This is a genomic window from Kribbella caucasensis, assembly GCF_004361855.1.
Lineage (GTDB): Bacteria > Actinomycetota > Actinomycetes > Propionibacteriales > Kribbellaceae > Kribbella > Kribbella caucasensis.
The window spans coordinates 84162-97572 of record NZ_SNWQ01000020.1 but is presented as its reverse complement, the minus strand read 5'-3'; the positions used below and the strand labels follow the sequence as shown (position 1 = coordinate 97572).

Sequence of the window (13411 nt, the reverse complement as noted above, 5' to 3'; positions counted from 1 at the left end):
CTCAGTGCCTCCGCCGGTCCCGGAAGGCCCGCCGGTACGCCGACGGCGACGTGTGCAGGCTCTTCGCGAAGTGGTGCCGCAGCGTCACCGCGGTGGCGAACCCGGCGGCGGTGGCGATCTCGTCGACCGGTGCGTCGCCGGTCTCCAGCATCGCCACGGCCGCCTGCACCCGCTGGGCGATCAGCCACTTGGCCGGAGTCGTGCCGGTGGCCCGGACGAAGTGGCGCAGGTACGTGCGTGGCGACAGACCGGCGTGCTTGGCCAGGTCCGGTACGCCGATCGGCTCGGCCAGATGCTCCAGGGCCCAACCGAGACTGCGGGCCACCGGGGCGTCGTCCGGCTCCGGCGGGATCGGCGACTCGATGTACTGCGCCTGTCCACCGGTCCGGTACGGCTGGATCACCAGTCGCCGGGCGACCGCGTTCGCCACGGTGGCGCCCAGGTCCTTGCGAACCAGGTGCAGCGCCAGGTCGAGGCCGGCCGCGCAACCGGCACTGGTAAGCACGTCGCCGTCGTCGGTGTAGAGCGGCTCGGGATCCACGTCGATCGCAGGGTAGCGCTCGCGCAGCAGCCCGGCGTACCGCCAGTGGGTGGTGGCTCGGCGGTGGTCCAGCAGCCCGGCGGCGGCGAGAGCGAAGGCGCCGGAGCAGATCGAGACGATCCGGGCGCCCCGGTCGTGCGCATGCCGCAGGGCCTCGACGAGCTCCGGCGAAGTGGTGGCGCGGGGGTCGGCGACGCTCGGGATGACGACCGTGTCCGCGGCGGCGAACTCGTCCAGGCCGTACGGGCTGCTCAACGTGGCGCCGCCGAGCACGCGGATCGGGTCGGTTGTCTCGGTGCAGACCTTCAGCTCGTACCAGGGCTGGTCGATGTCCGGCCAGACCAGCCCGAAGACCTCGATCACGATGCCGGCCTCGAAGGCGGTCATGCCGTCGTAGGCGAGTACGGAGACGGTCGGTCGGGGCATGTCGAAATCTTAGCGATAGTCGTCATCTACGCCACTTCTCCCGCCCGGCGCAGCGAACGATCATGAGGTCATGTTCCGGATACGGCGAGAGTTCGCCGTCGGCATCCACGCCGCAAACGCCATTCGCCACGGGGTCGAACCACCCGCCGCGGCGCGCACCCGCCATACCGCCGACGCGCGCCTCAGGAGCCCCTCCGACGACGCTCCAGCATCCGCATCATCGGAGTCGCCGCGACGCCGTGGACTGCGACGCTGAGCACCACTGTGAACGCGACGGTCGCCCACAGCCACGGCAGGTCCGCGGCGAAGTCGGACCCGGCGTACGCGAGGTAGAAGACGGAACCGACTCCCCGTACCCCGAAGGCGGCGGTGACCCAGCGCTCGGACCGTCGCATCGGGGTGCGCTGGAGCGACAACCAGCCGACCAGCGGCCGGATCACCAGTACCAGCAGGAGCCCGATCAGGACCCCCGGCAGGGTCAGCGGTTCTAGGATGCCGCCGGTCACCGCCACCCCGATCAGCATCAGGATTCCCCAGGTCAGGATGTGTTCGAGCTGCTCGAGGAAGCTGTGCAGCTCCTCGTGGAAGTCGTGCGCTCGCTCGGCCGCACGCAGGGTCAGGGCGGCGACGAACACCGCGAGGAATCCGTACCCGTGCAGCAGTTCCGCCAGCCCGTAGACGCCGAGCGTCATAGCCAGCGCCAGCACCGGCTCGCGGGAGTCGGCGAGCCGGAAGCTCGGCAGCGGCGCCGAGAACGCCATCCGGCCCAGCAACCGTCCTGCGACGACGCCGGTCACCAATCCGATCACCGTCTTGCCGATCAGCTCCCAGGCGACCCATTCAAGCGCCCAGTCACCGACCGCCCCTTTGGTCGCAGCGAAGACGGCCAGGTAGACCAGCGGGAAGGCGAGACCGTCGTTCAGACCGGCCTCGGAAGTGAGCGCGAACCGGACCTCGTCGTCCTCCTCCGGCTCGGCACCCTCGCCGGTGCTCGGGCCCTGGACCTGGACGTCCGAGGCCAGCACCGGATCAGTCGGGGCGAGCACGGCGGCCAGCAACAACGCGACGGCGGGCGCCAGTCCGAGCAGCCAGCCGACTCCCGCCACCGCGGCCACGCAGGCCGGCATCGCGACGAGCAGCAGCCGCCAGGTGACCTGCCAGCGTCGCCACCCGATCGGCCGGTCGATCGCCAGCCCGACGCCCATCAGGGCGATCAATACCGTGAGCTCGGCGAGGTGCTCGGTCAGCTCCGGCTCCGCGATCGGACTCAGCCGGTCAGGGTCGACCACCAACCCGAGCAACAACCCGGCGCCGACGAACGCGATCGGCGCCGACACGGCGTACCGCTTGAGCAGTCTGGGCAGCACCGCGCCGATGAGTAGGGCAAGGCCCGCGATCAGGTAGAGCCCGTCCCCGGTGATCCGCATGGTGTCGCCCATGTGCCCACTGTCGGCCGTCGGCACCCAGGTCGGGCCGATCGCCACAGACTTTTCGCGGGCTGCGACTGTCGCGGTGGTTTCAACGCAGCCGGTGAGTCGCTCCCGGCGTGTGGGTGGGGAGTGCCTTGCGCGGGCCGTATCGCGGGTGGCCGATGCCGGCCAGTTCGAGGAGGCGCTGGACGCGGAAGCGGTGGCCGCGGTACGGCTCGATGAGTTCGGCGCAGCCGTCGTCGTCGAGTTCCTCACCGGTCAGGGCGTACGAGACGTTGCGGGAGACGTGGTAGTCGGCGAAGGAGAAGGCGTCCGGGTCGCCGTGGGCGCGCTGGCGGACCTCGGCCGCGGTCCACACGCCGACTCCGGGGAGTGAACGGAGCCGGCGTTCGATCTCGGCGGAATCGGTCAGGTCGAGGGTGCGTTCGAGCGCCTTCGCCCGGGTCGCCGCCGTGATCACCACCCTCGACCGGCGCCCCTCCACACCGGCCCGCAACCATTGCCAGGACGGGATCAGCCGCCACTCCTCCGGCGAAGGCGGCACCATCAACGTCCGCACACCACGCACGCCCGGCCCCGCCGAACCACCCACCCCCGCCGAAGCCCGCGGCCCCGCCGGACCACCCGCGCCGCGCGGATCAGCCGGTCCCGGCGCCGGTTCGCCGTACTCGCGCAGGAGGAGGCGCCAGGCCCCGAACGCTTCCTTGCCGGTGACGACCTGTTCGATCCCGGCCGCGGCCATCGCCTCGAAGACGGCCCTTGTGCGCGGCACCCGGAAGTGCGGGAAACGTCGCGCGGCGTCGACCAACGGCTTGTGCTCGGGCAGCGGCTCGAACCCGTCCCAGCTGTCCGCCTCCCCCAGCAACTCCGGTACGCCATCCAGCACCCACGCGGAACCAGGCCCCCACGCCTCGGCCTCCACCTCACCGACAGCCGTGTACGGCGTGAGACGGAGCAGCACCGGCCCGTCCGGAGTACGAGTCGCCCGCAACACCGTCCGAGACGAGGGGTCGAACGCGTACGCCGGGTCGCCCGGCCCTTTGCGTAGACCACCGATCACCGTGTGGGGATCCACAGGACGCCCGGGCCGCCAGCGTCGTACCACCGAACTCACGACACCCATCCTGTCTCATCCTGCCGACAGAACGCGTCCGGGCGGTGATACTGAGGAAATGTCGGTTTGGCAGCTCCTCAAGCTGATCGTCAACTTCCTCAACCTGTCGACCTTGGCGGGATTCCTGGTCGGCCTGATCGGCCGGGCGCGGTTCAGTCGCGGCCCGCGCGGACTGTTCTTCGCGACCGGCTACAAACTCGGCTTCCCGATCGCCAACGCGTTCACCATCGGGAACCTGGTGCTGACCAAGAACGACCGCGACTACTTCGACACCCGTCCGGTCCTGCTCAAGCACGAGGAACGGCACTCCTGGCAGTACTTCTGCCTGATCGGCCTGCCGATGCTCCCCCTGTACCTGCTCTGCGTCGCCTGGTCCTGGCTACGCACCGGCGACCCCGCCTCCCGAAACCTCTTCGAACGCCTCGCCGGCCTCAAAGACGGCAACTACACCGAGCGCCCGATCCAGCCCCTGGGCCGCACCCTCCAACAAACCTTCCGCCGCCGCTAACCAGCTGGCGACACGCTGGTCAGCGGATCGGCACCGGCGCCCCGGCCAGCCGCTCCCGCATCCAGGGGTACGGGTCGCCAACTCGGACCGGAACGCGTGGATCTGCTGGAGGACCCCGCACCTCGTCGGCGCGACCCGACCTTGTGCACCCACCGGGCGCATTCGGCCACCAGAAACGGCCGAGCCGTGCACAAGGTCACCGCCGACCCCGCCTGCCCCACCACCAGGTGGGCCGCGGGCGGATGAGAAACCTCAATGTCTCAATTCTCAGGACAAGGGCAGCCGTGTCCTGAGAATTGAGACATTAGGACATCGGGGTCGGGTGCGGGGGCCGGGCGCGGCAGCAGGGCTTCCGGCGGGGCTGACTCAACCTTTTGGGGGCGGGATCGTCCTTCAGGTATGGGGACGATGATGGGAGAACTGGTGGAGATCGGTGACGGCGCGGCATCGGGAGATCCACCCTTCGAAGGGCTGTTCCGCGCGCACGCCGATCGGCTGGTCCGGCTGGCGCATCTGCTCGGGGCCGACGATCCGGAGGACGTCGTCCAAGAGGCGTTCTGCAAGTTCTACGTCGTCCGGCACGATCAGGTGGGCAATCTGATCGCGTATCTCAACCGGATGGTCGTCAACGAGGTGCGTTCGCGACAGCGGCGCTCAGTCGTCGCTGCCCGCAGAACGCTGCATCCGGTCGCGGCGGCTCCCGCAAACGAACAGGCCGAGCGCAACGAGTCGGTCGTCGGGTTGATGCGGGCCCTCGCGGAGCTCGCACCCCGGCAACGGGAGGCGCTGGTACTGCGGTACTGGCTCGACCTGCCGCTCGCCGAGATCGCCACCGCCATGCAAGTGCGGGTCGGCACCGTCAAGTCACTCATCAGCCGCGGTATGGCCCGGCTCGCACACGAACTCGAGGACCATCGATGAACGAGAACCGTCTGACCCAGGAGCTCGAACGCGAGGCCGCGGCGGTCCGAGTCGACGTCGACCGGATGTGGGACGACGTACAGCAGCGCACGGTAGGCAAAACAGTCGTCAATCCGTCTGTTCGACCGTGGCGCCGACGGTTGACGCCGTACCTGGCTGCCGCTTCGGTCGCGACCGTGCTCGTTGCCGCCGGCGCCTTCCTCACCGACCCCGACGAGCCGCCCGTCAGCAGCACCACACCTCCACCCACTACCAAGATCACCAAGATTGGCCGCGAGCCAGTAACGCGACCGGGACCGATCGGCGACTGGGTCTGCCCGGATCGAACCGTCATCCAGCCGGGCAAGGACTCGATGACGTTCAAACCGATTCGCGCCGTACTCGATCCCGCCAAGGCGCCACCGGAAGCCATCGCCTACGGGGTGCCCCGCTACCGCTACACCCTGAGCGGGGCGACCGGCGTACTCGACTACGGCGACGCAACCGGACGCCGCATCTCCCGGACAGAACTCACCCGAACCACGACCGGTTGGCTGGTCGGCAAGCGCACGGTGTGCTCCGGTCCCGGTGGTCGGCCATCCCCGGATCCGGTCGCGCTGGGCGCACACACAGCGGCGCAGCTGCCGTTCGATCCGCGCTCGGCGCAGGTCAAGGCGACCCCGATCATCGGCAAACCGCTCCTGATCGACGACCGCACGTATTACGACCCGGCCGGGATGCTCCGCCACGCGACGCTCTACGCGTTCGAGACCAAGGGCGGGTACCAGTTCGCGAGCGTGCCCGCCGACGACGAGTCGTACCAGCCTGATGCCCTGCCGGAGGACATGATCAGCGGAGGCAACCTGGTGCAGCCGACCGGTGCCGACGAGACGTACATCTTCGCCGGCAGCGCACCGTTCTTCGGCACGGTGCTCAGCTACCTGACCGACGACAAGACGGTCGAGAGCCTCAGCGTCAGAAGCGCCTCGGACGGCGCGACCGGACCGGCTCAGCGCTTCACCTTCCCAGGCGGGCGCACCCTCTACACCGTCGTCCCGGTCTCCCAGCTGGACGGCGACACGCTGGTCACGGTCCACCGCACCACCGGCGACGAACCACCCCGGAGGTTCTAGTGCCCCGCGTCGGATGTCGTTCGAGTGATTGCGGTGTCCAGGTGCGTGCATCGCAAGGCGGAGAAGCGTCCTCGATGCGGTGTTCATCGTGGATGCTTCTCCAACGCGGCGAGGTGCGTGCCTGGGCGCCGCAAGCGCCGAAGGACATCCGACGCGGGGCACTTAGCTTCCGACGGCGATCGCGTCGGCGAGGGCGGTCAACACCGTGACCACGCCGGCGGGGTCGTCGACGACGATGTCGGCCGCATCCAACAGCTCGGTCGCTCCGGACGAACGCGTCGCCAGCAGTACGGCGTACAGGCCCTCGCTGCGGAGCTCCTGCAACGCCCGGAAGGCAGCGAGATCCCCGAGGTCGTCCCCGCCATACAGCACGGACCGGGCACCGGTGGACCCGACCAGGCGGCGCATGGCGACCCCCTTGTCGATCCCGGGCGGTCGCAGCTCGAACACCAGGTTGCCCGGCTCCAACCGCAGCTCGACCGACTCGGCCAGCTCGGTCAGCGGCGTCCGCAGAGCCTCCAGCGCGCCCAGCGGATCGGGCAGTCGACGGGTGTGCACCGCCACGGAGCTCTCCTTGTCCTCCACGAACGCGTCCGGTACTCCGGCGGCCTGCAGCACGCCCGGCAACCTGTCCCGCGCCTCCGCCACTCCACTGGGCACCGGCTCGCTCGTCACGGCACCGGTCGCGGCCTCCCACCGCTCCAACCCGTAGTGACCCAGTACGACGAGCCGCCCGAGCCCCGGGTGACCCGTCACGCCGGACAACTCGGTCGCGACCAGTGCGGGCCGGCCGGTGACGATCGCGACCTGGTTCACGGTCTGGGCGAGGCGGGCGAGAGCGTCCAGGACACCTGGAGCCGACCGCGACATCGCCGGATCCTCGACCAGTGGGGACAGCACGCCATCGAAGTCCGAGGCGATCACCGCGGTGCCCGGATCCCGGACGATCGCCTCCCAGCCGAGCCGGCCGGCCTCGGTCAGCAGTACTGGAGTGCTCATCCGGCGTAGTCCGAGGTGAGGATGACCGTGAGCCGGTCCTTCTTCATGTTGGACAGCGCCTCCTTGATCCGGTTGACGCCGAGATCCTGAGCGAGCTGGGCGGCCTCGGCCTGCATACCGGCCGGGTAGTACACCGTGCTGGCGACGATCTTGCCGTGCCAATTGTCCGCGCCGCGCACGGTCCAGCCGGCCTGCCGGGCCCGGTTCGCGACGTCCTGGGCGAGGCCCTTGCGGTCCGTGTTGTTGTAGATCTCCGCGGCCGGCCGCTCCGTCGGTGGAAGCGTGACGCTCGGTGTCGGAACCGAAGTCCGCGCTTCGGTCGGCCCCGAGGTGGTCGTCGGTGCTGTCGTTGGCGTCTCGGTGGGCGTCGAGACCGAGGTCGGAGCGGAGCCGGGAATCGAGGCCGGCCGGGGTGTCGGCTTCGGCGTCGACGACTGTGCGGACGGCTCAGCCGCGCCGCTGTCCTTGGCCCTGGTCCCGAACAGCACCAGCAGCCCGCCGACGATCGCGACGACGGCGAGCACGGCGACGAGGGACGACAGGATCTGGCCCCGTTCGTCCGTCGGGCGGTTCAAGATTCAGACCTCGATACCCAGTCGGCGGGCTGAGCGGGCGCGTTGCCGGGCCGCGCGCAGCCGGCGCAGGCGCTTGACCAGCAGCGGGTCGTGCGCGAGCGCGTCCGGCCGGTCGATCAGCGCGTTCAGCACCTGGTAGTAGCGGGTGGCGGACATCTGGAACTGGTCCCGGATCGCCTGCTCCTTGGCACCGGCGTACTTCCACCAGTGCCGCTCGAAGCCGAGGATGGCGGCGTCCCGCTCGGACAACCCGCCGACGACCGGCTGGGCTGCCTCGGCGGCGGGGCCGGTGGAACTGGCGTTAGCGCTGTCCATCTGCTGGTGACTCCTGTGCGGTCGGTGATCCGTCCGCGCTCCACTGTACGTGTTGAACAACAGCGATGTCATTCACCGCGCAGGCAAGTGTCCCGTGTCGGACAGTCACCGCGGAGCGCCGGCGACGTGCCGCGATGCGACATGTCCGGCGCCACGATACGGGCCGCCGGGGACAGTCAACTCTGGCAGGATCAAAGCCGTGAGCTCAAGTCGACAGGGCTCCGGTGACGTGTCGCCGGGCTCTCGAACCGCCCTCGCAACGGTCGAAGAGCTGCAGGCCAGGATCACCGAGCTGGACCCACTGATCGCTGCCGTCTGCACGCCGAACCCCGATGCGCTGACCGATGCCGCCCGCTTGGACACGGAGCGTGACGACGGTCGTGTCCGCGGCCCGCTGCACGGCGTACCGGTGCTGGTGAAGGACAACGTCGACACCGCCGGCCTGCCGACCACGGCCGGCTCGCTGGCGTTGGCCGACCAGCCGCCCCCGCCGGACGACGCGCCACTGGTACGCCGGTTACGCGAGGCCGGCTGCGTCGTCCTGGGCAAGACCAACCTGAGCGAGTGGGCCAACTTCCGCGGCTCCTCGTCGTCGTCCGGCTGGAGCGCGTACGGCGGGCTGACGCGGAACCCATACGCCCTGAACCGGTCCGCGGGTGGTTCGTCCAGCGGATCGGGCGCGGCCGTCGCCGCCGGGTTCGCGGACCTGGCGATCGGGACCGAGACCAACGGCTCGATCGTCTGCCCGGCCGCCCTGAACGGCGTCGTCGGCCTGAAGCCCACGGTCGGCCTGGTCCCGCAGAAGGGGATCGTGCCGATCTCGCACTCCCAGGACACCGCGGGACCGATGACCCGGACCGTGAGCCAGGCCGCCGCTCTGCTGACGATCCTGACCGGCGGCGGGACGCGGTACGAGGAACACTGCAGTGGCGACGACCTGACCGGCGTACGGATCGGCGTACCGCGTGGGCCGTTGTGGGGCTACTCGACCGGATTGGACCAGGTCAGCGAGGAAGCACTGCAGTTGCTGTCGCAGTGCGGGGCGACCCTGGTCGATCACCTGAATCTCCCGTCTCCAGGTGGCGACGAGGATCAGTTGAACGTGTTGTCGTACGAGCTGAAGGTCGACCTGGCGGCGTACCTGGCGACTCGCGTGGACGGCGGGCCGCGCAACCTCGCGGATCTGATCGCATTCAACAAAGCCCACGCCGACAAAGAGTTGCAATGGTTCGGCCAAGAGTTGTTCGAGCGGGCCGAGGCGACCGAGGGGCTGCAATCGCCGGTCTACGTCGCCGCGAGATTGTCGGCGCTGCGCGCTGGCCGTGACGGCATCGACAACCTGCTGAGGGACAATCAGCTGGACGCCCTGGTCACGCCGTCGTACTCGCCGGCCTGGGCGATCGACCTGGTCAACGGCGACCACGTGCTCGGCAGTTCGTCCTCACATGCCGCGCTGGCGGGCTATCCGCTGCTCTCGGTGCCGTCCGGGACGGTGGCCGGACTGCCGGTCGGGATCAGCTTCCACGGCACCGGACGAAGTGATGCCACGCTCATTCGCTTGGCCCACGCCTTCGAAACAGCGAGAATCAAGGCGCACGGCCCATTCCCCCGACCGGAGTTCAGACAGTGGGTATAGACCGCGTCAACTGGGGCATCGTTGCCACTGGCAACATCTCCACGTCGTTCACCAAGGACCTCGCGCTGCTCGAGGACGCCCAGGTGACCGCGGTCGCGTCCCGCTCGCTCGAGAATGCGAACCGGTTCGGTGACACCTTCGGGATCGAGCACCGGTACGACGACTACAGCAGGCTGATCGAGTCCGGCACGGTCGACGTGATCTACGTTGGCACCCCACATCCACAGCACTATGGCATCGCCCGGGCCGCGCTGCAGGCCGGGATCGCGGTGCTGTGTGAGAAGCCGGTCACCCTGACGGCCAAGCAGGCCAGGGATCTGGTCGACGTCGCGCACGCGAACAACACCTTGTTCGCCGAGGCGATGTGGATGCGGACGAATCCGGTGGTCCAGGCGATGTTCGCCGATCTCGCGAAGGGCGTGATCGGCGAGCCGATGGAGGCGCTGGCCGACTTCGGCTTCTACAAACCGGAACTGCCGGCCCGGCTGCTCGACCCGGCGCTGGGCGGCGGCTCGCTGATGGACGGCGGGATCTACCCGATGACGTTCGTGCACATGGCGCTCGGCCGGCCCGACGAGGTCAAGGCAGTCGGCTCGCTGAACTCCGACGGCATCGACCTGAACGTCGCGATGGCCTGGCGGTACGACTCGGGGGCGATCGCCGCGATGACCTGCGGACTGCGGTCGCAGAACCCGTGGACGGCTTCGGTCAGTGGTCCGGACGGGCATCTGTTGCTGCCGCACCGATTCCACCATCCGGACCACTACGTCCGCAGTACGGGCGCCGGGACGGAACGGATCGAGGTCCCGACGCATGGCCTTGGGTACCACTATGAGGCGGCCGAGGTGATGCGGGCGCTGCGTGACGGGCTGGTGGAGTGCCCGGCGCTGCCGCACGCCGCGACCATCGAGATCCTCGAGCTGCTCGACGAGACGCGTAGACAGATCGGGGTCAGGTACCCCGGCGACGACGAAGATCTGGGTGGATAACAGCAAATGCCGAACGGACGCAGTTCCTTCGTGGTAGTGGCCAACCGATTGCCGGTCGACCGGATCGAGATGCCCGACGGGACTACGGCGTGGCGGCGCAGCCCAGGAGGTCTGGTCACGGCGCTGGCCCCGGTGATGAAGCGGCAGCACGGCGCCTGGATCGGCTGGACCGGCGGCAAGGACGAGAAGGTCGACCCGTTCGACGAGGACGGCATGCACCTGGTCCCGGTCACCCTGTCGGCCGAGGACGTCGAGCTGTACTACGAGGGCTTCTCCAACGCGACGCTCTGGCCGCTGTACCACGACGTGATCGTGCCGCCGGAGTTCCATCGCGAGTGGTGGGAGGCGTACGTCGCGGTGAACCGGCGGTTCGCCGAGGCCGCCGCGGACGCCGCCGACGACAACGCCGTGGTCTGGGTGCACGACTACCAGTTGCAGCTCGTCCCGGCGATGCTGCGCCGGCTGCGTCCCGACGTCCGGATCGGCTTCTTCCTGCACATCCCGTTCCCGCCGACTGAGCTGTTCGCGCAGATGCCGTGGCGGCGGCAGATCCTGGACGGGCTGATGGGCGCGGACCTGGTCGGCTTCCAGCGGCCCGGCGCCGCGTCGAACTTCGCCCGGCTGGCCCGCAACCGGATGGGCCTGCGCACCCGCGGCGACCGGATCCTGCTGCCGGACGACCGGATCGTCCGGGCCAAGGCGTTCCCGATCTCGATCGACGTCGGCGAGCTCGAACAGCTGGCCAAGCAGCCGGAGACCGAGGAGCGGGCCCGGGAGATCCGCCGCGAAGTCGGGAACCCCTCCCACGTGCTGCTCGGTGTCGACCGGCTCGACTACACCAAGGGCATCCGGCAACGGCTGCGTGCCTTCGGCGAACTGCTCGACGAAGGCCGGATCTCGGTCGACGACGCCGTCTTCGTCCAGGTCGCAACGCCGTCGAGGGAACGCGTCGAGCAGTACCGGATGCTGCGGGACGAGATCGAGTTGCTGGTCGGCCGGATCAACGGTGAGCACGGCCGGATCGGCACGCCCGCGATCAACTACCTGCACACGTCCTACTCCCGCACCGAGATGGCCGCGCTGTTCCGGGCCGCCGACGTCGCCGTGGTGACGCCGTTGCGGGACGGGATGAACCTGGTCGCGAAGGAGTACGTCGCCTGCCGGTACGACGACACAGGGTCGCTGGTGCTGAGTGAGTTCGCCGGTGCGGCGGACGAGTTCCGCCAGGCGTTCCTGGTGAACCCGCACGACATCAACGGGATGAAGGACACCATCGTCGACGCGATGAACTCCGACGGTCGCCAGCTCGGCCGCCGGATGAAGGCGATGCGCAAGCACCTGGCCGCGCACGACGTGAACGTGTGGGCCGCCTCCTTCCTGAAGGCCCTGCATGCCGAGGACTGACGGCCGCTTACTCGCTCTCGATCTCGGTACGTCGTCCGCCCGCGCGCTGGTCCTGTCCGCCGCCGACGCCTCCCCGATCCCCGGAGCACTCGCCCGGCACAAGGTCAGTGCCCGGTACGGCGCCGCGGGTGAGGCGACGCTGGACCTGCACGACTACGTAGAAGGTCTGCTCGGCTGCCTGGACGAACTGCAGGCCGGCGGGCATCTGGAGGGCATCACCGACATCGTGATGTCTTCGCAGTGGCACTCGATCGTTGCCCTGGACAACCGTGACCGGCCGCTGACACCGGTGATCCCGTGGGTGGACACGCGATCGGTCGAGCCGAAACTGGGTGCCGACTTCGACGAGCACGCGTTCCACGCGCGTACCGGAGCGTGGTTGCACCGGTTGTACTGGACCCGGCGGATCCCGTGGCTGATGTCCGAAGTACAGGCTGATTCCTTTGCGGGGTTGCCGGATCTCGTCCTGGAGCGGTTGACCGGGGCACGGGTGACGTCGGTGTCGATCGCGTCCGGGACCGGCACCCTCGACCTCGCCCGGGGTGTGTACGACGAAGAGGCCCTGGAGATCGCCGGGGTCAAACCCGACCGGCTGCCGTCGATCGTCCCGACCGGCTGGACCGGGTCGTTGTCGTCGGAGTTCGAACGCCGCTGGCCCGGACTGGTCGGCGTACCGGTGCATCCGCCGACGGGCGACGGCGCCGCGTCGAACGTCGGGACCGGCGGGTACGACGAGACGACCGCGGCCGTGACCGTGGGCACCTCGGCCGCCGTTCGGGTGGTTCATCCGATCGACAACGCGCCCGAGTTGCCGTGGGAGTTGTGGCGGTATCGCGTTGACGACAAGCGCGCGGTGACCGGGATGGCCTTCTCCGCTGCGGGGAACCTGCATGCGTGGCTGACCGGCGTCCTGCAACTGGACAAGGAGCACCAGGAGCCGACGGGCGTGGAGATCGGGTCGTCGCGGGTGATCGCCGTACCGTTCCAGGCGGGGACCCGGCCGCCGGAGACCGTGCCGAGTGGTTCGGGGCTGTACTTCGGGTTGTCCTTCGACGACACCGGGGCAGACCTACTGGCCGCGTCGTTGCAGGGAGCTTCGCTAGAGGTCGACCGTGGGCTGCGGATGCTGGACGGGTTGTTCGGGCGGCAACTGTCGGTCGTGCTCGGTGGTGGTGGGATCGACGCGTCGGCCTGGTGGCGGCGGTGTCTGACCGCGACCTTCGCCCGGCCGACGACGGTCTGCGCCGAGGCCGAGGTAGGCGCCCGCGGGGCCGCCGCCGTGGCGCTCGGCCTGTCGCCGGACCCGGGTGGCGAGCACCTGAGGCCCGTCGACGCGGAGGTCAACCGGGTCGCTGCGCTGCGGCCGCGCTATTCCGCACTCCGCGAACTCGCCGTCAAAGCTTCGAAGGAACTGGGCTGATGCCGCGGGCCGTACTGCGTT

13 protein-coding genes are annotated in these 13411 nt (G+C 69.4%); 7 read left to right on the top strand and 6 right to left on the bottom strand.

All coding sequences use genetic code 11. The features are described 5' to 3' along the window. Position 1 precedes the first annotated feature (1 nt). From EV643_RS33075 to EV643_RS33065, 3 genes are all read right to left on the bottom strand, one after another. Entirely contained in the window at positions 2–967 is a 966-nt protein-coding gene (locus EV643_RS33075) for a helix-turn-helix domain-containing protein (RefSeq protein WP_133804122.1), read from the bottom strand. A 182-nt stretch (positions 968–1149) separates the two neighbouring features. Further along, entirely contained in the window at positions 1150–2406 is a 1257-nt protein-coding gene (locus EV643_RS33070) for a cation:proton antiporter (RefSeq protein WP_238165956.1), read from the bottom strand. Positions 2407–2485: 79 nt separating this feature from the next. Beyond that, positions 2486–3520 (bottom strand): DNA-3-methyladenine glycosylase family protein, encoded by a 1035-nt coding sequence (locus tag EV643_RS33065; protein ID WP_133804121.1) that lies wholly within the window; start codon positions 3518–3520, stop codon positions 2486–2488. Between the two features lie 49 nt (positions 3521–3569). On the opposite strand from EV643_RS33065, the gene EV643_RS33060 reads away from it, so the two are divergent. From EV643_RS33060 to EV643_RS33050, 3 genes are all read left to right on the top strand, one after another. Beyond that, complete coding sequence (locus EV643_RS33060) at positions 3570–4019, top strand: hypothetical protein (RefSeq protein WP_133804120.1); 450 nt, start codon at positions 3570–3572, stop codon at positions 4017–4019. 399 nt (positions 4020–4418) lie between these two features. Further along, positions 4419–4940 carry an RNA polymerase sigma factor gene (locus EV643_RS33055; RefSeq protein WP_133804119.1) on the top strand — a complete coding sequence of 174 codons (522 nt, stop codon included), beginning with the start codon at positions 4419–4421 and terminating at the stop codon, positions 4938–4940. Next, entirely contained in the window at positions 4937–6052 is a 1116-nt protein-coding gene (locus EV643_RS33050) for a hypothetical protein (RefSeq protein WP_133804118.1), read from the top strand. Before EV643_RS33055 ends, EV643_RS33050 begins: the two co-directional genes overlap by 4 nt. Positions 6053–6214: 162 nt before the next feature. Here EV643_RS33050 and otsB read toward each other — a convergent pair whose 3' ends face one another. Genes otsB through EV643_RS33035 form a run of 3 tightly spaced genes read right to left on the bottom strand, consistent with a single transcriptional unit; the run spans position 6215 to position 7941 of the window. After that, positions 6215–7051 carry a trehalose-phosphatase gene (gene otsB / locus EV643_RS33045; RefSeq protein ID WP_133804117.1) on the bottom strand — a complete coding sequence of 279 codons (837 nt, stop codon included), beginning with the start codon at positions 7049–7051 and terminating at the stop codon, positions 6215–6217. Further along, positions 7048–7626, bottom strand: coding sequence for a LytR C-terminal domain-containing protein (locus EV643_RS33040; protein WP_133804116.1), 579 nt, complete (start codon positions 7624–7626; stop codon positions 7048–7050). The genes otsB and EV643_RS33040 overlap by 4 nt, the downstream gene beginning before the upstream one ends. A 3-nt stretch (positions 7627–7629) precedes the next feature. Further along, a complete protein-coding gene (locus EV643_RS33035; RefSeq protein WP_133804115.1) occupies positions 7630–7941 on the bottom strand; it encodes a DUF3263 domain-containing protein in 312 nt (103 codons plus the stop codon). 199 nt (positions 7942–8140) lie between these two features. Between EV643_RS33035 and EV643_RS33030 the strand changes: the two genes are divergently transcribed. Genes EV643_RS33030 through EV643_RS33015 form a run of 4 tightly spaced genes read left to right on the top strand, consistent with a single transcriptional unit; the run spans position 8141 to position 13390 of the window. Further along, complete coding sequence (locus tag EV643_RS33030; RefSeq protein ID WP_133804114.1) at positions 8141–9577, top strand: amidase; 1437 nt, start codon at positions 8141–8143, stop codon at positions 9575–9577. Continuing rightward, on the top strand, positions 9568–10566 hold the full coding sequence (locus tag EV643_RS33025; protein WP_133804113.1) for a Gfo/Idh/MocA family protein: 999 nt from the start codon (positions 9568–9570) through the stop codon (positions 10564–10566). Before EV643_RS33030 ends, EV643_RS33025 begins: the two co-directional genes overlap by 10 nt. 6 nt (positions 10567–10572) lie before the next feature. Continuing rightward, positions 10573–11970 carry an alpha,alpha-trehalose-phosphate synthase (UDP-forming) gene (locus EV643_RS33020; protein ID WP_133804112.1) on the top strand — a complete coding sequence of 466 codons (1398 nt, stop codon included), beginning with the start codon at positions 10573–10575 and terminating at the stop codon, positions 11968–11970. Beyond that, positions 11957–13390, top strand: a complete 1434-nt coding sequence (locus EV643_RS33015) for an FGGY family carbohydrate kinase (protein ID WP_133804111.1) — start codon at positions 11957–11959, stop codon at positions 13388–13390. Before EV643_RS33020 ends, EV643_RS33015 begins: the two co-directional genes overlap by 14 nt. The last annotated feature ends 21 nt before the right edge of the window (positions 13391–13411 follow it).

What these genes read in the sequence shown, in the direction of transcription:
- EV643_RS33065 (WP_133804121.1), bottom strand. Translation starts at nt 3,520, where the DNA reads ATGGGTGTCGTGAGTTCGGTGGTACGACGCTGGCGGCCCGGGCGTCCT.
- EV643_RS33060 (WP_133804120.1), top strand. Translation starts at nt 3,570, where the DNA reads ATGTCGGTTTGGCAGCTCCTCAAGCTGATCGTCAACTTCCTCAACCTG.
- EV643_RS33020 (WP_133804112.1), top strand. Translation starts at nt 10,573, where the DNA reads ATGCCGAACGGACGCAGTTCCTTCGTGGTAGTGGCCAACCGATTGCCG.
- EV643_RS33035 (WP_133804115.1), bottom strand. Translation starts at nt 7,941, where the DNA reads ATGGACAGCGCTAACGCCAGTTCCACCGGCCCCGCCGCCGAGGCAGCC.
- EV643_RS33075 (WP_133804122.1), bottom strand. Translation starts at nt 967, where the DNA reads ATGCCCCGACCGACCGTCTCCGTACTCGCCTACGACGGCATGACCGCC.
- EV643_RS33070 (WP_238165956.1), bottom strand. Translation starts at nt 2,406, where the DNA reads ATGGGCGACACCATGCGGATCACCGGGGACGGGCTCTACCTGATCGCG.
- otsB (WP_133804117.1), bottom strand. Translation starts at nt 7,051, where the DNA reads ATGAGCACTCCAGTACTGCTGACCGAGGCCGGCCGGCTCGGCTGGGAG.
- EV643_RS33015 (WP_133804111.1), top strand. Translation starts at nt 11,957, where the DNA reads ATGCCGAGGACTGACGGCCGCTTACTCGCTCTCGATCTCGGTACGTCG.
- EV643_RS33050 (WP_133804118.1), top strand. Translation starts at nt 4,937, where the DNA reads ATGAACGAGAACCGTCTGACCCAGGAGCTCGAACGCGAGGCCGCGGCG.
- EV643_RS33055 (WP_133804119.1), top strand. Translation starts at nt 4,419, where the DNA reads ATGGGGACGATGATGGGAGAACTGGTGGAGATCGGTGACGGCGCGGCA.